The organism is Mesoflavibacter sp. CH_XMU1404-2 (genome assembly GCF_037029465.1).
Taxonomy (GTDB): domain Bacteria; phylum Bacteroidota; class Bacteroidia; order Flavobacteriales; family Flavobacteriaceae; genus Mesoflavibacter.
This window is the reverse complement of the sequence record NZ_JAYMEM010000006.1, coordinates 46,325-65,332: the sequence shown is the minus strand read 5'-3', so window position 1 is coordinate 65,332 and position 19,008 is coordinate 46,325. Positions and strand designations below refer to the sequence as shown.

The 19,008-nt window shown below is 31.9% G+C and carries 20 protein-coding genes; 15 read left to right on the top strand and 5 right to left on the bottom strand.

What is annotated here, in order from left to right:
• The first annotated feature begins 21 nt into the window (after nt 1-21).
• The gene (locus tag WA327_RS04995; protein WP_336067105.1) at nt 22-1,104 is read left to right on the top strand and encodes a bifunctional 3-deoxy-7-phosphoheptulonate synthase/chorismate mutase type II; all 1,083 of its coding nucleotides are present in this window, start codon (nt 22-24) and stop codon (nt 1,102-1,104) included.
• A 58-nt stretch (nt 1,105-1,162) separates the two neighbouring features.
• Here the strand turns inward: WA327_RS04995 and WA327_RS04990 are convergent, their stop codons facing one another.
• Nucleotides 1,163-1,633, bottom strand: a complete 471-nt coding sequence (locus tag WA327_RS04990; RefSeq protein ID WP_336067102.1) for a hypothetical protein — start codon at nt 1,631-1,633, stop codon at nt 1,163-1,165.
• Between the two features lie 98 nt (nt 1,634-1,731).
• On the opposite strand from WA327_RS04990, the gene rsgA reads away from it, so the two are divergent.
• The 7 genes from rsgA to rlmN all read left to right on the top strand — a co-directional run bounded on the left by rsgA (nt 1,732) and on the right by rlmN (nt 7,527).
• Complete coding sequence (gene rsgA / locus WA327_RS04985) at nt 1,732-2,682, top strand: ribosome small subunit-dependent GTPase A (protein WP_336067100.1); 951 nt, start codon at nt 1,732-1,734, stop codon at nt 2,680-2,682.
• A gap of 2 nt (nt 2,683-2,684) precedes the next feature.
• Nucleotides 2,685-3,137, top strand: a complete 453-nt coding sequence (dtd, locus tag WA327_RS04980) for a D-aminoacyl-tRNA deacylase (RefSeq protein ID WP_336067096.1) — start codon at nt 2,685-2,687, stop codon at nt 3,135-3,137.
• A 199-nt stretch (nt 3,138-3,336) separates the two neighbouring features.
• Nucleotides 3,337-3,522, top strand: a complete 186-nt coding sequence (locus WA327_RS04975) for a hypothetical protein (protein ID WP_336067094.1) — start codon at nt 3,337-3,339, stop codon at nt 3,520-3,522.
• 7 nt (nt 3,523-3,529) lie between these two features.
• Entirely contained in the window at nt 3,530-3,856 is a 327-nt protein-coding gene (locus tag WA327_RS04970) for a nucleotide pyrophosphohydrolase (protein ID WP_336067091.1), read from the top strand.
• A gap of 13 nt (nt 3,857-3,869) precedes the next feature.
• Nucleotides 3,870-5,093, top strand: coding sequence for a 3-phosphoshikimate 1-carboxyvinyltransferase (locus tag WA327_RS04965; protein WP_336067088.1), 1,224 nt, complete (start codon nt 3,870-3,872; stop codon nt 5,091-5,093).
• Between the two features lie 104 nt (nt 5,094-5,197).
• Nucleotides 5,198-6,247, top strand: coding sequence for a tRNA preQ1(34) S-adenosylmethionine ribosyltransferase-isomerase QueA (gene queA, locus WA327_RS04960; RefSeq protein ID WP_336067085.1), 1,050 nt, complete (start codon nt 5,198-5,200; stop codon nt 6,245-6,247).
• A gap of 236 nt (nt 6,248-6,483) precedes the next feature.
• Complete coding sequence (gene rlmN, locus WA327_RS04955; RefSeq protein ID WP_336067081.1) at nt 6,484-7,527, top strand: 23S rRNA (adenine(2503)-C(2))-methyltransferase RlmN; 1,044 nt, start codon at nt 6,484-6,486, stop codon at nt 7,525-7,527.
• A 51-nt stretch (nt 7,528-7,578) separates the two neighbouring features.
• Here the strand turns inward: rlmN and WA327_RS04950 are convergent, their stop codons facing one another.
• Nucleotides 7,579-8,742: a T9SS type A sorting domain-containing protein gene (locus WA327_RS04950; protein WP_336067078.1), complete on the bottom strand. Its 1,164-nt coding sequence runs from the start codon at nt 8,740-8,742 to the stop codon at nt 7,579-7,581.
• Nucleotides 8,743-8,890: 148 nt separating this feature from the next.
• Between WA327_RS04950 and WA327_RS04945 the strand changes: the two genes are divergently transcribed.
• From WA327_RS04945 to dnaG, 5 genes are all read left to right on the top strand, one after another.
• Nucleotides 8,891-9,868 (top strand): polyprenyl synthetase family protein, encoded by a 978-nt coding sequence (locus tag WA327_RS04945; protein WP_336067075.1) that lies wholly within the window; start codon nt 8,891-8,893, stop codon nt 9,866-9,868.
• Between the two features lie 79 nt (nt 9,869-9,947).
• A complete protein-coding gene (locus tag WA327_RS04940; protein WP_336067072.1) occupies nt 9,948-10,508 on the top strand; it encodes an RNA polymerase sigma factor in 561 nt (186 codons plus the stop codon).
• Nucleotides 10,495-11,217 (top strand): hypothetical protein, encoded by a 723-nt coding sequence (locus tag WA327_RS04935; protein WP_336067070.1) that lies wholly within the window; start codon nt 10,495-10,497, stop codon nt 11,215-11,217. Before WA327_RS04940 ends, WA327_RS04935 begins: the two co-directional genes overlap by 14 nt.
• A 32-nt stretch (nt 11,218-11,249) precedes the next feature.
• A complete protein-coding gene (locus tag WA327_RS04930; protein WP_336067067.1) occupies nt 11,250-12,317 on the top strand; it encodes a hypothetical protein in 1,068 nt (355 codons plus the stop codon).
• A gap of 133 nt (nt 12,318-12,450) precedes the next feature.
• A complete protein-coding gene (gene dnaG / locus WA327_RS04925; protein ID WP_336067065.1) occupies nt 12,451-14,409 on the top strand; it encodes a DNA primase in 1,959 nt (652 codons plus the stop codon).
• Here dnaG and WA327_RS04920 read toward each other — a convergent pair.
• Nucleotides 14,404-15,030 (bottom strand): response regulator transcription factor, encoded by a 627-nt coding sequence (locus WA327_RS04920; protein ID WP_336067062.1) that lies wholly within the window; start codon nt 15,028-15,030, stop codon nt 14,404-14,406. The genes dnaG and WA327_RS04920 overlap by 6 nt on opposite strands.
• Nucleotides 15,031-15,130: 100 nt before the next feature.
• Nucleotides 15,131-15,919 (bottom strand): NAD(+) synthase, encoded by a 789-nt coding sequence (gene nadE, locus WA327_RS04915; RefSeq protein ID WP_336067059.1) that lies wholly within the window; start codon nt 15,917-15,919, stop codon nt 15,131-15,133.
• A 91-nt stretch (nt 15,920-16,010) separates the two neighbouring features.
• On the opposite strand from nadE, the gene gldB reads away from it, so the two are divergent.
• Both gldB and gldC read left to right on the top strand, forming a co-directional pair.
• Nucleotides 16,011-16,970 (top strand): gliding motility lipoprotein GldB, encoded by a 960-nt coding sequence (gldB, locus tag WA327_RS04910; protein ID WP_336067057.1) that lies wholly within the window; start codon nt 16,011-16,013, stop codon nt 16,968-16,970.
• 2 nt (nt 16,971-16,972) lie between these two features.
• Nucleotides 16,973-17,305, top strand: coding sequence for a gliding motility protein GldC (gene gldC / locus WA327_RS04905; protein WP_336067055.1), 333 nt, complete (start codon nt 16,973-16,975; stop codon nt 17,303-17,305).
• A gap of 70 nt (nt 17,306-17,375) precedes the next feature.
• On the opposite strand, the gene pruA is transcribed toward gldC, so the two are convergent.
• Nucleotides 17,376-19,004: an L-glutamate gamma-semialdehyde dehydrogenase gene (gene pruA, locus WA327_RS04900; RefSeq protein ID WP_336067053.1), complete on the bottom strand. Its 1,629-nt coding sequence runs from the start codon at nt 19,002-19,004 to the stop codon at nt 17,376-17,378.
• Between the last annotated feature and the right edge of the window lie 4 nt (nt 19,005-19,008).

Sequence of the window (19,008 nt, the reverse complement as noted above, 5' to 3'; positions counted from 1 at the left end):
AGGTTAAATTCAGAAAAAGAAATGGAAAACAAAAAAGAATTAAGAACATGGTTGGACGATTTACAATTAGATCATCCTTTAGTAATTGCAGGACCATGTAGCGCAGAAACCGAAGAACAAGTTTTAAAAATCGCTCACGATTTAAAAGATACAGACGTAAGCTATTACAGAGCAGGAATTTGGAAACCACGAACAAGGCCAGGTAATTTTGAAGGTGTTGGTGCATTAGGTTTAAAATGGTTACAAAAAGTTAAGAAAGAAACAGGATTAAAAACTGCTACCGAAGTTGCTAATCGTGCGCATGTAGAATTAGCTTTAGAACATGATGTTGATTTATTGTGGATAGGAGCAAGATCTACAGTTAGTCCTTTTATAGTGCAAGAAATAGCAGATGCTTTAAAAGGAACAGATAAAGTGGTTTTAGTTAAAAACCCTGTAAATCCAGATTTACCTTTATGGTTAGGCGCGATTGAGCGTTTAGCAAGTGCAGATATTAAAAAGTTAGGAGTGATTCATAGAGGATTTTCAACGTATGAAAAAACAAAATACAGAAACAATCCAGAATGGCAATTAGCTATCGAGCTGCAAACCAAGTTTCCAGATTTACCGTTAATTAACGATCCGTCGCACATTACTGGAAAGCGTGATATGATTTTTGATGTATCACAAACCGCATTAGATTTAAACTTTGATGGCTTAATGATAGAAACTCATTTTGATCCAGATAATGCGTGGAGTGACGCAGCACAGCAAGTTACGCCAACTGCTTTGGTGCAAATAATGAAAGATTTACGCATTAGAAAAGAAACTGATCCTGAAGCAGATTTTAACAATGAATTAGCCAATTTAAGAGCAAAAATAGATGTTGTAGACAATCAAATTATTGAGCTTTTAGGAAAACGAATGCAAGTTGCAGATGGGATTGGTCAACTAAAAAAACAAAAAAATGTGGCTGTTTTACAAAGCAAGCGTTGGAATGAGATTTTAGGAAAAATGGTATTAGAAGGCGAGCAAAAAGGACTAAGCGAAGAGTTTATTTTAAAGTTATTTAAAGCTATACATCAAGAATCTATAAATCATCAAGAGAAGATTTTAAAATCTTAAAACTAAAAAGCCTTTTTCAACAATTGAAAAAGGCTTTTTTTATGATGTTATTTTCAGATTATTTTACTCGTTTAAATGTATATCTAGTAATAAAAATACCTTTTCCATCACCTTTTCCACCTTCACTTTCCACACCAGTATTAACAAAAGCTAATTCCCAACCTTCACTAATCATAGTGTTGATTTTTGAAGTCATTACAGCATCATTAGCTGCAATATTTTGAAATCTAATTCCTCCTAAATTATAGAAGTTTAAAAGCTTAGTTTCTTCGTAATTTTTAACTCTAATTTCGTCTCTTTTAGACTTGTTCTTTTCATCAGAATCTTTGTCGTCACTTCTTAACGTAGTAAATTCTTGATAGTCTTTGTCTTCTGTAGCCATGATCATTCTTGAACGCCCAAATCCATTTGGCACGATAGATTCTACAGCTGTAACAACCTTGTATTCAACTTGAGCAGGTTTGTTAATAAAAGAAATTGAAGTAAATGCGATTGCAATAATTGGAATAAGGAATAATGATTTTTTCATTGTAAATAGAAATTATGATTAATACTTGTTCAATATACATCAATTTTAACAATTAAATTTTATTGCATTAAAGGCTATTATTCATCATCTTTGTACAGATGACAGGATGCGTTTATAAATCTACAGGAAGTTGGTACACCGTAAAGACCGAGTTGGGTCAAACTTACGAGTGTAGGATAAAAGGTAAATTTCGATTAAAAGGAATTAAAAGTACCAACCCAATTGCTGTTGGCGATTTTGTAGATTTTGAACTGGATACTAAAAGCGATAACGAAACCGGTGTTATCAATAACATTCATGAGCGTGAAAATTATATTGTAAGAAAATCGGTTAATCTATCCAAACAAACACATATCATTGCCTCTAATATTGATCAAGTATTTTTGTTAGTAACCATTGATAATCCACCAACATTTACCAGTTTTATAGATCGTTTTTTAGTCACTGCCGAAGCGTATGATATTAAAGCTGTACTTTTATTTAATAAAATAGATGCTTATGATCAAGATACGCTAGATGAGGTTAGATATTTAGCGCACGTCTATAGACAAATAGGTTATGAATGTATTGGTATTTCTGCAAAAACAAGGAAAAATATAGATAAAGTTAAAAGCATGATGGCAGGTAAAGTAAGTATGTTTACAGGTCATTCAGGTGTTGGTAAATCTACATTAGTTAACGCAATAGAGCCTTCTTTAGATCTAAAAACTAAAGAAATATCTATGCAGCATATGCAAGGACAACATACTACAACTTTTGCCGAAATGTTTGATTTAAGTTTTGATGCTAAAATTATAGACACACCAGGCATAAAAGGATTTGGTGTTGTTGATATGGAAAGAGAAGAAGTAGGTGATTATTTTCCAGAGTTTTTCGCTTTAAAACAAGATTGTAAATTTAATAATTGTTTGCATTTGGAAGAACCAAAATGTGCTGTAAAAAATGCTTTAGAACATGATGAAATTGCAGCATCACGATATAGAAGTTATGTGCAAATTTTAGAAGGAGAAGAAGAACATTACCGAACGGATAACTGGGATAAAGAGTAATCATGAAAGCGGTTTTACAAAGAGTTAGTCAAGCAAGTGTTACTATTAATAATCAAAAAGTAGCACAAATAGAGCAAGGGTTATTAGTTTTAGTCGGAATTGTAGAAGAAGACACGCAAGAAGATATTAATTGGTTAGTTAACAAAATTTTGAATTGCCGTATTTTTTCAGATGAAAACGGTGTAATGAACAAGTCTGTAAAAGATATTGATGGCGATGTTATTGTGGTAAGTCAATTTACATTACATGCCAGTACTAAAAAAGGCAATAGACCAAGCTATATAAAAGCAGCAAAACCAGATGTTGCAATTCCGCTTTACGAAAGTTTTATAAAAATTTGCGAAGCAGACTTACAAAAGCCTATTCAAACAGGACAATTTGGTGCCGATATGAAAGTTGCTTTAGTAAATGATGGACCAGTAACTATAATTATTGATACCAAAAACAAAGAGTAATTATGAAGCAAAAGGTTTTAGAGTTTGTAGCTGTATTCTTATTCTACAGTATTATTTTTCTGTTATTTAATGTGTTTTTGAAAGATTTAACCTTAATTAAGATAATTAGGAAAAGTTTGTTTTTAGGTTTGATTATGGGTTTTTTTCATATCCTTTTAAAGCCAATTTTATTAAAGTTATTTAATGATAAAGAGTAACCATGAAACAAAAGATTTTAGAGTTTATAATAGCCTTCTTAATTAACGGTGTTATCTTTTCGTTAATTCATTACATTGTAGATAATGATTATACAATGAGTCAGTTAATAAAAATGGGTTTATTTTTTGGGACTTCAATGGGCTTGTTTCATGTTTTAGTTTTACCAAAAATCACAAAGAAAAAGTAATTTACTTATGAACATAAAAAACGCACAAAAAGACGTAGATAATTGGATTAAAAACCATGGAGTAAGATATTTTAACGAGCTTACTAATATGGCGCAACTTACAGAAGAAGTAGGTGAAGTAGCACGTATTATTGCAAGACGTTATGGTGAGCAAAGCGAAAAAGAAAGCGATAAAAATAAAGATTTAGGTGAAGAGTTAGCAGATGTTATGTTTGTAGTTTTATGTTTAGCAAACCAAACAGGAGTAGACTTGCAAGACGCTTTTGATAAAAAGCTAGATTTAAAAACAAAACGCGATCACGATAGGCATCATAATAACGAAAAACTTAAGTAAATATCATAAATAAATGAATTTACAACTCTATAAATCTACCATAAAAAGCAACAAGCAAATAGCTATAACAGGCTCAAAAAGCGAATCAAATAGATTGTTGTTATTACAAGCGTTATATCCAAGTGTTAACATTGAAAATCTGTCAAATTCAGATGATAGTCAATTAATGCAAAAGGCATTAAATTCATCTAATAAAATTATAGATATACACCATGCTGGTACAGCAATGCGTTTTTTAACAGCATTCTATTCGACGCAAGCAAATAGAAAGGTAGAGTTAACCGGTTCTAAACGAATGAAAGAAAGACCAATAGCAATATTAGTCGATGCTTTAAAGCAAATAGGAGCAGATATTTCATATAAAGAAAACGAAGGTTTTCCGCCATTAATCATAAAAGGCAAACAACTAACAGGTAATAAAGTTACTTTAAAAGCCAATGTTAGCAGTCAATATATTTCGGCATTATTGTTAATTGCTCCTAAATTAGAAAACGGACTAAAGTTAACTTTAGAAGGAACAATAACATCCATTCCATATATAAAAATGACGCTTAATTTATTATCACAAATAGGCGTAGAATCTTCTTTTAAAGATAATGTAATTACAGTAAAACCATTACTAAATATAAAAGAAAACAAAAATTTGGTAGTTGAGTCCGATTGGTCTTCTGCATCTTATTTTTATAGTATTATAGCACTTTCTAAAATAGGAACTAGTGTCACAATTTCATCTTACAAAAAGGAAAGTTTGCAAGGCGATTCTGTTTTAGCTGAGATTTATAAAGCGTTTGGAGTTTCAACGGAATTCAATAATAATTCAGTAATAATTTCAAAAACTTCCGAAGCAAAATCAATTAAAGAGTTAAACTTGCAAGAAGCGCCAGATATAGCTCAAACCATTGCAGTAACAGCTTTTGGATTAGGATTGTCTTGTTATTTAACAGGTTTACATACTTTAAAAATTAAGGAAACAGATAGATTGGTGGCTTTAAAAACTGAAATCGAAAAACTTGGAGGTAACGTAATTATTACCAATGATAGTCTAACTTTAGAAGCTTCAGATTCAATTTTAGAAAATATAGAAATTGAAACTTACAATGATCACAGAATGGCTATGGCTTTTGCGCCTTTAGCTTTAAAAACTGATATCATAATTCAAGATTACAAAGTTGTTTCTAAGTCATATCCAACATTTTGGGAAGATTTAAAAATATTAGGTTTTAATTTTCCTTTGTAAACCCTTGCTATAGCTGGGTAAAAAATAATAATTGCTCATTTACTTGACAACGCCTAGTTTCAGATTGTATATTTGCAACTTTGTAAATAAAATAAAGCAACTAGATGAAATTATCACATTTTAACTTTGACTTACCAGAAGAACTTTTAGCAGAATATCCAGCAGAAAATAGAGACGAGTCTCGTTTAATGGTATTGCACAGAGATACTCAAAAAATCGAACACAGAATGTTTAAAGACTTAATCGATTATTTTGATGAAAAAGACGTGATGATTCTTAATAATACCAAAGTATTTCCTGCACGTTTATTTGGTAACAAAGAAAAAACAGGAGCACGTATAGAAGTATTTTTATTAAGAGAATTAAACGAAGAACAACGTCTTTGGGATGTATTAGTAGATCCTGCACGTAAAATACGTATTGGTAATAAATTATACTTTGGAGATGACGAGTCTTTAGTAGCAGAAGTAATAGATAACACAACATCACGTGGTCGTACATTACGTTTTCTATATGATGGATCTTACCAAGAATTCCGTAATAAATTAAACGAGTTAGGAGAAACACCTTTACCAAAATATATAAAAAGAGAAGTAGAACCTGAAGACGAAGAGCGTTACCAAACCATTTTTGCAAAAGAAGAAGGTGCAGTAGCAGCACCAACAGCAGGATTACACTTTTCAAAACACCTATTAAAGCGTTTAGAAATTAAAGGTGTAGACTTTGCAGAAGTAACATTACACGTTGGTTTAGGTACTTTTAATCCAGTTGAGGTAGAAGATCTTTCTAAGCATAAAATGGATAGCGAAGAGCTAAAAATAGGACCAGAAGCAGTAAGAATTATCAATAATGCAAAAGCCGAAAAACGTCGTGTATGCGCAGTTGGTACAACAGCAATGCGTGCTATAGAAAGCTCTGTGTCTTCTAGCGGAACCTTAAATGAAATTGAAGGTTGGACAAACAAATTTATTTTCCCACCATACGATTTTAGTATCGCAAACTCTATGATTACAAACTTCCACACACCAAAATCAACATTATTAATGATGATTTCTGCATTTGCAGGTCACGATTTTGTTAAGCGTGCGTATGAAGAAGCAGTAAAAGAAAAATACAAATTTTACAGCTATGGTGACGCTATGTTAATCCTGTAAAAGAACAATAAATATAGTTTAACCTCTTTTTATGTCAATAAGAAGAGGTTTTTTTATGGCATTACCCTAAAGGGTCGCGTTTTCGGCAGTCGCTTTTTTGTGTTGCATATACGCAACAACACAAAAAGAGCTTCAACAAAGCCTTAACCGCTAATGCGCCAGCCAAAGACTATTACATTAAATAAATCAATCACTTACACAAAGGATAAATCATAATTTGTAGCTTTGCAAAACCTATGGAAACAAAGAAAAAAGACATACGCGCCTTAACTAAAGACCAACTTAGAGATTTTTTTGTAGCTCAAGGCGATAAAGCCTTTAGAGGAAATCAAGTGTATGAATGGTTATGGGGTAAAAGCGCTCATACTTTTGAAGATATGACCAATATCTCAAAAGAAACACGTCAAATGCTTGAAGATAATTTTGTAATTAACCACATACAAGTAGATACTTTACAACGTAGTAGTGATGGAACAGTGAAAAACGCTGTAAAATTACATGATGGTTTGGTGGTCGAGTCGGTTTTAATACCAACAAATACACGTACTACAGCATGTGTGTCAAGTCAAGTAGGTTGTAGTTTAGATTGTAAGTTTTGTGCAACAGCACGGTTAAAACGTATGCGAAATCTAAATCCAGACGAAATTTATGATCAAGTCGTAGCTATAGATAGAGAAAGTAGATTATATCATGATAGACCTTTAAGCAATATTGTGTTTATGGGTATGGGAGAACCATTAATGAACTACAATAACGTATTAAAAGCTATTGATAAAATCACATCTCCAGAAGGTTTAGGGATGTCTCCAAAACGTATTGTAGTTTCAACTTCAGGAGTGCCAAAAATGATTAAAAAAATGGCTGATGACGAAGTTAAATTTAAATTAGCAGTGTCATTACACTCTGCAATTGATGAGGTAAGAACATCTATAATGCCATTTAACGCAACCTTTCCGTTATCAGATTTAAGAGAAGCTTTAGAATATTGGTATGCTAAAACAAAAAACAGAATAACCTACGAATATGTAGTTTGGAAAGGGATAAACGATAGGCGTAAAGATGTAGATGCGTTGGTTAAGTTTTGCAAATTTGCACCAAGTAAAGTTAACTTAATCGAATATAACCCTATTGATGATGGCGAGTTTCAACAAGCAAATACAGAAGCAATTGATATGTACCAAAAAGTGTTAGAAGCAAACAATATAACTGTTACAGTTAGGCGTAGTAGAGGTAAAGATATTGATGCTGCTTGCGGTCAATTAGCCAATAAAAGCAAATAAAAAAAGCGATTTCAAGTTGAAATCGCTTTTTTGTTTAAGTTTTGATAATGATTATTCTTTAATGAATTTAAAAGTTTGTTTTTTCTTGTCAGACGTTATTGTCATTAGATAAATACCGTTTTTTAAATTTTTAACATCAATAGTGTTTTCTAATAAAGAATCTCCTTTAAGATTAATTACTCTTTGTCCTAATTGATTAAATACTTCAACAGAGTTAATAGTCATGTCTGTTTTTATATTTACAAAATCTGAAGTCGGATTTGGATAAATGCTTAAAGGCTTTATGTTAAAGTCATCAGTTGATAAGTTAGGATCTGCTTCAGTAGTAAAGCTCCATACAGTACCTTGAGTTGTACCTGCTATATTTACTGCATCAATTCTCCAATAATAAGTTGTGCTATAAGCCCAATTATAATTAACACCTCCACCACTGTTAAATCCAGTAAGTGAACCTATATCATCTCCAGAAGGAGTTATTCCTAAGCTAAGATTAAATGACGAGGCAGGATCTCCAGTTGTCGCAGCAATCCACTCAAAAGGAGATATTGTTAAAGTAGGATTTGCAGAAGTGTCTATAGGTACGTCTACAGCGCCATCAATAGGTGTTGGTGTTGTTGGAGCATCAGGAGGATTTATAGTTGGTTGTTGAACTGTTACATCATCTAAAGCCCAATAGTAAGAGTAATTTCCAACCCATCTAAATCTAACTTGAGCATTAGATACACCAGCTAATTCTGTACTCACGTCAATAATGATTTCACCAGATGTGTATGTGTCAACTGTTACGTTTGTCTCAGAATAAAGTCCAACTTCAACCCATTGTGTTCCGTCAAAAACTTCTATATGTCCTTCACCTCCATAGCCACTAACAAATAGGTGTTTAAAAGATAAAATTACAGTGGTTAAAGTAGAGCAATCAAAAGAAGGGCTTTCTAGAGCAGTATTTTCAGCAGCTCCAGCTCCATTAGCATCACTGTTGAAAATAGGGTAATTCCCAGAAAATCCAGCAGTAGTATAAAAAGCAGTGTTTCCAGTTCCTAAATAAGGCGCGTTACCACCTGTTTCAAAAGTCCATAGTTCTCCACTTGTAGCAATATCGTTATTTGTCCATCCGGTTGGTAATGACAAAGCTGTATCAAAATTTTCATTTAGTACAACTTGTCCAAAAGTAAATGAAAATGATATTAAAAATAAAAACAAAGTAAAATTTCTCATAAGCTAGAGTGTTATTGATTAATAAATAAGCTTAAAGTTAAACAAAATAAATCAGTAATTATAAAGAGTTTTAAAAATTACAAAATATTAATAATATCATATCTTACTTTATTCGTATTTTTGAAATCGATAATTTAAGCCATCTTTTTTGAAAATAACCGAACAAATAAAACAACCTATTGCGTTTGAAATGGATCTTTTCGAGCAAAAATTTAGGTTGTCAATGTCTTCTAAAGTCGCATTACTTAATCGTATTACCTATTACATTGTAAACCGAAAAGGAAAACAAATGCGACCAATGTTTGTTTTTTTAGTTGCAAAAATGGTAGCAAACGGAGAGATTAGCGAGCGTACTTATCGAGGCGCATCTGTTATAGAGCTTATTCATACAGCAACTTTAGTACATGATGATGTTGTTGACGATAGTAATAAACGTCGTGGTTTTTTCTCGATCAACGCACTTTGGAAAAACAAAATAGCAGTTTTAATAGGAGACTTTTTACTGTCAAAAGGGTTATTGCTTTCCATCGATAATAACGATTTTGATTTACTTAAAATCATTTCGGTTGCAGTAAGAGAAATGAGTGAAGGCGAATTACTTCAAATAGAAAAAGCTAGAAAATTAGATATTACCGAAGAAGTCTATTACGAAATCATCCGCCAGAAAACAGCAACTTTAATAGCTGCTTGTTGTAGTCTAGGTGCAGCTTCTGTAAAACCTAATTCAGTAGAGGTAGAAACGATGCGAAAATTTGGAGAGCTAATAGGAATGGCTTTTCAAATCAAAGACGATTTGTTTGACTACGGATCTAAAAGCATTGGTAAACCTATAGGTATAGATATCAAAGAGCAAAAAATGACCTTACCGCTTATTTATGTGCTTAATAATTGCTCTAAAAAAGATAAAAACTGGTTAATCAATTCAGTGAAAAATCATAACAAGGATAAAAAAAGAGTTGATCAGGTTATAGAATTTGTTAAAGAAAATGACGGACTAGATTACGCAGTTTCTAAAATGAAATCTTTTCAAAAAGAAGCCCTAAATATCCTTGAAACTTTCCCGGAATCAGACTATAAAGCATCATTAAAACTGATGGTAAATTACGTAATAGAAAGAAAAAAATAATTTTTTTTTTCAACTTCAGGCAACCTTTTTCATAGTTTTTGCGTCTTTATAAATACAACGTCCAACTAAACACGTTTTTGTGAAAGTAGTAACACTTTTTAATAACGAAACAAAGCTGATAAAAAAAGCAATTCAGCATAACAGAAAAGCGCAGCATACGCTATACGAGATGCATGCGCCAAAAATGTTAAGCGTTTGTCGTTACTATATAAAAGACCTACAAAAAGCAGAAGAAGTCATGCTTAACGGTTTTTTAAAAGTGTTTACCAATCTTAAACAATTTAAAAGCGAAGGAAGTTTTGAAGGATGGATAAGACGTATTATGATAAGAGAAAGCATTTCTTTCTTACGTCAAGACAACCAGTTATTTTTTACAGAAGATACGCATCCTTATACCGAGATAGAGGATAGTACATCACAACAATATGATGTGGCGCACTTGCAAAAAATGATAGATAATTTACCTGATGGTTATAAAATGGTTTTTGTGATGTATGCAATAGAAGGTTATAAACACTCAGAAATTGCAAAAGAATTAAACATTACAGAAGGCACATCAAAATCACAATTGTACAAAGCGCGCCAATTATTACAAACCCAAATTAATAACCAAAATACCAAAGAGTATGGCACCAAATAAATTTGAAAAGAAAGCTAAAGACGTTTTAGAACGCCGTACCATAACACCAAGTCAAGACGCTTGGACGCAGTTAAATAATAAACTGGAACAGTCTGATAAAAAGAGAAAGTTATCTGTTTGGTGGATAGGTGTTGCAGCAACTTTAGTAGGTGTAATGTTAGCAATTACTTTGTTTAATAAAGAAGAAGTAATGCCAGAAAACACCATTGTTAATCAAGAAAAAGACCAAAAAAGCAAAGAACAGCCTACAATTATAAAAAATAAAATTGAAGATAAAGTTGGAGAAAATTTAGAAAACACACCTTTAGTTAATACTAATGATGAAGTTGAAACCTCTAAATTAAAAACAGAAAAACCTAAAACATCAGTAGCTAATAAACAGAAAAAACTAGAGCAATATTTAGCAGCAGTTAACCCTAAAAATAAAGAAGAAAATAACAATCAATTAAATAATCAAATATCAGAAAATACAGTTGCAGAAGTGTCTAAAGAACAGCCGTCTTTAGATGAAGCAAATCAACTTTTAGAAAATGCAATGAACCAATTTTCTGCAGATGATTATAAAAATGTAACAGAAAAAATTAACGCTAACGATCTATTGGAAGAAGTAGAAATGACTTCAGAAAAGTCATTAAAGCACAGACTGTTTCATGTCGTAAAATCAGGCTATGAAACCGTTAAAAGTACAGTAGTTAGTAACGATAATTAATATTTCATCTAACAAAATTAACACGAACAATTATGCAAAACATTATTAAACACCTAACGCTAGTTATTTCAATTTTTGTGGTTAGTCAACTACAAGCGCAAGACACTTTAACGGTTGCAAAACAAGACGTTTCTAAAATGATTGAAGATTATAAAGAACGTATTAAAAATGCCGAACTTGAAACTTTAAAAGAAGAAGTAGATAAAATTAATGACCGTTTAGATAGAGAAGATATTACTTTTGAAGAAGCAGAAAAGCTTAAAAAAGAAGCTGCAGAAAAACATGCTAAAAACATAGAAAACCGCTATATTATTTTAGAAAATAAGTTCGAATTAATGGAGCGTAATAATGATCTGCCAGATCCAGATAAAAAGTCAACAGTGTTTTCTATCAATATAGGAGATGGGCAAAAAGAAATAGTAGAAGTTAAAGCTAAAAAATCACCTCCAAAATATGATATAAGAACTGGTAATCAATTGCTTTTTGCAATGGGTTTTAATAACGCAATTATAGATGGTGTTTCTTTAGATGATTCTCCATACAAATTAGGAGGATCAGGATTTGTAGAGCTTGGTTGGTTATGGAATACTCGTGTTTTTAAGGAATCAAACTTTTTGAGATTTAAATACGGGTTATCTTTTCAGTGGAATAAATTGGATATAAAAGACAATTTGTATTTTGAAAAAGGAACAGAAGAAACAACTCTGCAGGTTTTTCCTAACGACCTAAAAAAAGCAAAATTTAGAACTACAAATCTTGTAATACCTGTGTTTTTTGAGTTTGGGCCTTCAACTAAAAAAGAATATAAAGATCGTATTAGATATTTTACAGATGATCATTTTAAAATAGGTATAGGTGGTTATGGTGGTGTTAATTTAGGGACGCAACAAAAGCTAGTTTACGAAGATGAATTTGGTGATCGTGTAAAACAAAAAATAAAAACAAGCTACAATACTAATACTTTTGTTTATGGTTTAGCGGCTTATATAGGTTACGGAGATTTAAGTTTATATGCTAAATATGACCTGTCTACAATTTTTAAAGACGCAACAGTAGATCAAAACAATATTTCATTAGGTATTAGAGTAGATTTGGGTTAAGTCTAATAAGTTAGTATTAAAGCCTCTTAAAAACTTAAGAGGCTTTTTTTGTTTAGATTGTTTTGTTATTAAAAGAAGAAGTAAAATATTATTACTTTTACAATCTAAATAAGCATTAAAAAACACACATCTTTTGATATCAAAAACTACCATAGATCAAGTATATGAAACCGCTAGACTAGAAGAGGTTATTGGTGACTTCGTTCAGCTTAAAAAAGCTGGTAGTAACTTTAAAGGTTTAAGTCCGTTTTCAGACGAGCGTACACCAAGTTTTATGGTATCTCCAGTAAAGCAAATCTGGAAGGATTTTAGTACAGGTAAAGGAGGAAATGTAGTAGCTTTTTTAATGGAGCATGAGCATTTTACTTATCCTGAAGCAATAAAGTATTTAGCAAAAAAATACAATATTGAAATTCAAGAAACAGAGCAAACTAACGCTCAAAAAGAAGCGCAAGATAAAAGAGAAAGTCTTTATTTGGTAAGTGAATATGCAAACACATATTTTCAAAATATATTACATAATACAGATAAAGGTAAAGCAATTGGATTAAGCTATTTTAAAGAACGTGGTTTTACATCAGAAACTATAAAAAAGTTTGATTTAGGTTATTCTTTAGACGATTGGAGTGCTTTTACAGATGAGGCTATAAAACAAGGATATCAATTAGAGTTTTTAGAAGAAACAGGACTTACAATAGTTAAAGAAAACAAACAATTTGACCGTTTTAAGGGTCGAGTGATGTTTCCTATACAAAGTATGAGTGGTCGTGTTTTAGGTTTTGGAGGTCGTATTTTAACAAACGATAAAAAAGCTGCCAAATACCTAAATAGTCCAGAAAGTGAAATTTACCATAAAAGTAAAGTACTTTATGGTATTTATCATGCTAAACAAAGCATTGCAAAAGAAGATAATTGCTATTTAGTAGAAGGTTATACAGACGTTATTCAGTTTCATCAAACAGGAATTAAAAATGTAGTTTCAAGTTCTGGTACGGCTTTAACAAGTGATCAAATTAGGTTAATTAACAGGCTAACCAAAAATATAACTGTACTGTTTGATGGAGATGCAGCAGGTATGCGAGCATCGTTACGTGGTATAGATTTGATTTTAGAGCAAGGTATGAATGTAAAGGTTTGTACTTTTCCAGAAGGTGAAGATCCTGATAGTTTTGCAAAATCAAATACATTAGAAGAGCTAACTACTTATTTAGAAGAAAACGCAAAAGATTTTATTCAGTTTAAGGCTTCGGTTTTATATCAATCTGCTAAAGATGATCCAATTCAAAAAGCCGAAACTATTAGAGATATTGTAACCAGTATTTCTAAAATACCAGATAGAATCAAGACTGAAGTTTATATTCAAGAATGTGCTCGCATTATGGATATAAGTGAAGATGTGCTGTTTACAACCTTGGCACAACTTCAAAATAAAGATTTAAATGAAGCTTCTAAGCAAAAAGTAACAACACGCAAAGCGTTTGATGTTATTAAGACCGAACAATCTGTAAAAAAAGTAGACGTTCAATATGAATTAGAGCGAAAAATTATCGAAATCTTATTGCTTTACGGGAACAGAACAGAAGAGTTTGAAGATTCTGTTTTAAAAGAAAATGAAAAAGGAGAATTAGTTGATGAAACTGTTATTCAAGAAGCTAAAGTATTTGAGAAAATTTATTTAGATCTTCAGGAGGATGAAATGGAGTTTTTAAATCCAAAATTTAAAGCTATTTATTATGAAGTGATAAATGGTTTAAATCAAGATCCAAACTTTAAAATAGAAAATCTTATCAATACTATAGATCCTATTTTATCTCAAGAAATTACTTCTATTATGATGGAAGATGAAAAATACAGTCTTGCAGATTGGCAAAGAAATAATATATTCCCCAAGGACAAAACAATAAGTTTGTCTCAATTAGTTAGTCAAACTATTTTACATTTAAGATGCTTTTTGATAACTAAAAAAATTGATAGTTTATTACAACAAACAGATAGTGATTTAACTGTTCAAAACAGATCTATCATTGAAGATGTAATGGATTACAAAAAACTAGATAATATTTTATCTAGAAGATTAGGAAAACCTTTATAGATTTAAATTTTTAGCTTGATTAACTAAATCTATTAGGTTAGATACATTAAGCTTTTTCATCAATCTTGCTTTGTATGTGCTTACTGTTTTCTCGTTAATAGATAGTTCTTCGGCTATTTCTTTGTTACGCTGTCCGTTAGATAGAAGTTTTAAAACTTCAACTTCTCTTGTAGATAACTTTTTAAAATAACCACCTTTGCTTCCTTTAGCTTTATTTAAAGCTATTTTTTTAGAAAGAGTTGGGCTAAGATAAACTCCGCCAAGATGAACTTTCATAATGGCATCTTTTAAGGTTAGTAAGTTTTCTGTTTTAGAAATAAAACCATCTGCTCCAGCTTTAATAGTGCTAATAGCATAGACGTCTTCTTGTTGTCCTGTAAAAACAATAGTTTTAATGTTAGGAAATTCTTTTTTTAAGCGTCTCAAAACGCTAATTCCGTTAAGCTTAGGAAGATCAATATCGCACATAAGAATATCTACATGATGCTCTTTTAAAGCATCAAATATAGCTTCCCCGTCCGCTACTGTAGCGACAATTTTTACATCGCGTGAGTCCGAAAAGACCAATTGTAGCCCTTTTGTAATAATAGGGTACTGGTCTGCAACCAATAGTTTGACCATGGTACAAGTTTTTAAGGGTCTATCAAAAGTTGATAAACTAGATTATAGAAATAATAATAGCGAGAGTAAAGTTATGTAAAAAATAGAAGATTCTCAAATATTATAGTATGTCATTAGGGATTTTACAAACAGGAATAGGAATCATTTTGTGTAAATTACTGATATTGTATCGTTTGTATATCTTAAAAACCTCGTATTCTCTTCCAGAAAAATCAGAAAGTGTTTTTCCTTCGGCATCCATTGTCATTGCCCATTCTAACTCAGGATAGCTAGCGCCTATCTGGTCTTCGTCGCTTCTTGCGTCTCCGAATAAACCATCGCTTGGAGCAGCTTCAATTATCGATTTTGGGACGTGTAAAAATTCGCCAATTTTATAAACCTGACTCTTCATTAAATCGGCAATCGGACTTAAATCTACGCCGCCATCTCCGTATTTTGTGTAAAAACCAACACCAAAATCTTCAACTTTATTACCTGTACCAGCAACAAGTAATCCGTATAAACCAGCATGATAATATAAAGTAGTCATGCGTAATCTTGCTCTTGTGTTGGCAAGCGCCATGTCTACGGTATCTTGTTTACCTTCTAAAGAAACTTCAGTTTTAAATTCTTCAAAAACAGGTGTTAAATCTACTCTAACGTCAACAACATTATCATAACGTTCTTTAAGTTGTTTAATATGTTCTTGTGCTCTGCTTACGTGGCTAGCAGCTTGGTGTATTGGCATTTCTATGCATAAAACTTTTAAACCAGTTTCTGCACACAAAGTAGATGTTACTGCGCTGTCAATTCCGCCAGAAATACCAACAACAAAACCATTTACTTTTGCGTTATTAGCGTAGTCTTTTAACCAATTTACAATATGTTTAACAACTTTTTCTGTTTGCATAATCAAAGAATTTAAGTTAAAGTGTAGTACCTTTGTTTAACAAAAGTAAAGTAAAGCTTTAAGTAATAAAAATTAAGAGTAGTTTAAGTCTATGAGAGTTTATATTTTTTATGTTTTTATTTTTTTAAGTCTGTTTTCTTGTGAAGACGATAATAAAATAGAAGAAGAAATATCTAAAATTAATGTGAATTTAGATGTAGAACGTTTTGATTTAGCTTTTTCAAACACTTCCGAAGCAGATTTTCCAAAATTGAAAAAGGCATATCCTTTTATGTTTTCTGATAAATATGAAGATGAATTTTGGTTAAACAGAATGACAGATACTTTAGATGTTTTAATTGCTGAGAAAACTAGAAAAGCTTTCCCCGACTTTAAAGAAGAAACAGTTGATATCACAAAAATGTATCAACATTTAAAATATTATTTTCCGGATACAAAAATCCCGAGAATTATCACTTTTAATGATAGAGTAGTTTACCAAAATAGAGTTTTTGTAACAGATACCGTTACTTTAATAGAGCTTGATACTTATTTAGGAAAAGATCATGAATTTTATCAAGGCATGCAAAAGTATATAGCAAGTCAGATGGAGCCAGAGTATATTGTTTCTGATTTGACTGAAGCTTATGCAGAAAAAATAATATTGGATACAAAGCGTAAAAATCTGTTAGAAGAAATGATTTACCACGGAAAAATATTGTATTTCAAAGACAAGATTATTCCTTTTAAAACCGATGCAGAAAAAATAAAATACACACCAGAACAACTAGAATGGGTTAAATCTAACGAAGAGTACATTTGGCGTTACTTTGTAGATAAAGAATTACTTTTTAGTACAGATGCCAAATTGCCTGGTAGATTTATCAATCCAGCACCTTTTTCTAAGTTTTATTTAGAGCAGATAGATAACGAGTCACCTGGTCGTGTAGGAAGATATATAGGTTGGCAGATTGTGAAATCTTATGCAGAAAAAAACGACGTAGATTTTACGCAGTTATTAAACACGCCAGCGCAAACAATTTTTAATAAAGCAAAATATAAACCAAATTAATAATGGCAAATATTACATCAGAAATAAAATTAAACGTAGAGTTAGATGAAAACCGAGTTCCAGAGAAATTAAACTGGACAGCAGAAGATGGAGGAATATCAAATGCAGAAGCTAAAGCAATGATGCTTTCTGTTTGGGATAGTAAAGCACAAGAATCTTTAAGAATAGACTTATGGACCAAAGATATGCCAGTAGACGAAATGAAAGTGTTTTTTCATCAAACATTAGTGGCTATGAGTAACACATTTCATAGAGCCACACAAGATGAAAAAATGTCTGCAACCATGAAAGATTTTTGCGATTACTTTGCAGAAAAACTTGAATTGAAAAAATAACCGCATCATAATTTAAAATAAAAAAACCGAAGCTATTTGCTTCGGTTTTTTTTATTGAATACTTTATAGATTATTCACCTAAAAACGGATATCTGTAATCTGTTGGTGTTACAAATGTTTCTTTAATCATTCTTGGTGATACCCAACGTAATAAATTTAAAGCACTTCCTGCTTTATCGTTAGTTCCAGATGATCTTGCACCACCAAAAGGTTGTTGTCCTACAACAGCACCAGTTGGTTTATCGTTAATGTAGAAGTTACCAGCACAATTTTGTAATGCTTTTGTTGCTTCTACAATAGCATATCTGTCTTGTGCTAAAATAGCTCCTGTTAAAGCATACTCGCTAGTGCCATCTACTAATTCTAAGGTTTCAGAGAATTGATCATCTTTAAACACGTAAATTGTGATTACAGGACCAAATAACTCTTCTTGCATTGTTGTGTATTTTGGATCTGTTGTTAAAAGTACAGTTGGTTCTATAAAGTAACCTTTACTTTTATCGTAATTTCCTCCAGCTACAACTTCAACATTGTCATCAGCTTTTGCTTGGTCAATATACTTAGCTAATTTATCAAAAGATCCTTCGTGTATTACTGCAGTAAAGAAGTTGCTCATATCTTCTGGAGAACCCATTTTAAATGATTTTACATCTTCAACTACGTAATCTTTAACTTGATCCCAAATACTTTCAGAAATGTATGCTCTAGAAGCGGCACTACATTTTTGACCTTGAAATTCAAATGCGCCTCTAACAATTGCAGTAGCTACTTGTTTTGGGTTTGCGGTTTTATGAGCAACGATAAAATCTTTTCCTCCAGTTTCACCTACAATTTTAGGGTATGTTTTGTAGTTGTGAATGTTGTTACCTATTTTTTTCCATAGTTCTTTAAAGATAAAAGTAGATCCTGTGAAGTGAAGTCCTGAAAAATCTGGACTGTCTAAAACAGTATCTGTAATCATTACTGGGTCACCAAAAACAACGTTAATAACACCGTCTGGTACACCAGCTTCTTTAAATACATCCATCACAACTTTAGCAGAGTAGATTTGTGAGTCACTAGGCTTCCAAACCACAACATTACCCATTAATGCCATACAAGATGGTAAGTTTCCTGCAATTGCAGTAAAGTTAAATGGAGTTACCGCATAAGTAAATCCTTCTAATGGGCGATATTCTAAACGATTCCAAGCATCACTTGTGCTTTCTGGTTGATCGTGATAAATATCTGTCATGTATTGCACGTTAAAACGTAAAAAGTCAATTAACTCACAAGCAGAATCAATTTCAGCTTGGTGAATTGTTTTTGATTGTGCAATCATGGTTGCTGCATTAATTTTAGCACGGTATGGACCTGCAATTAATTCGGCAGCTTTTAAAAATATTCCAGCGCGTTGTTCCCAAGGTGTGTTTGCCCATGTTTTTCTAGCTTCTAATGCGGTTGCAATAGCTTCGTCTACATGTTTTTTTTCGGCTAAATGGTAGGTTCCAACAACATGTTTATGGTCGTGAGGCGGAGACATTGTTCTGGTGTTTCCTGTAGTAACATCTTTACCGTTAATATACATTGGTACATCAACAGTTGTGTTAATCATTTCTTTGTATGCTTTTAAAACAGCTTCACGTTCTGGCGAACCTGGCGCGTAGCTTTTTACTGGTTCATTAACAGCAATAGGTACGTTAAAAAATCCTTTTCCCATAGTT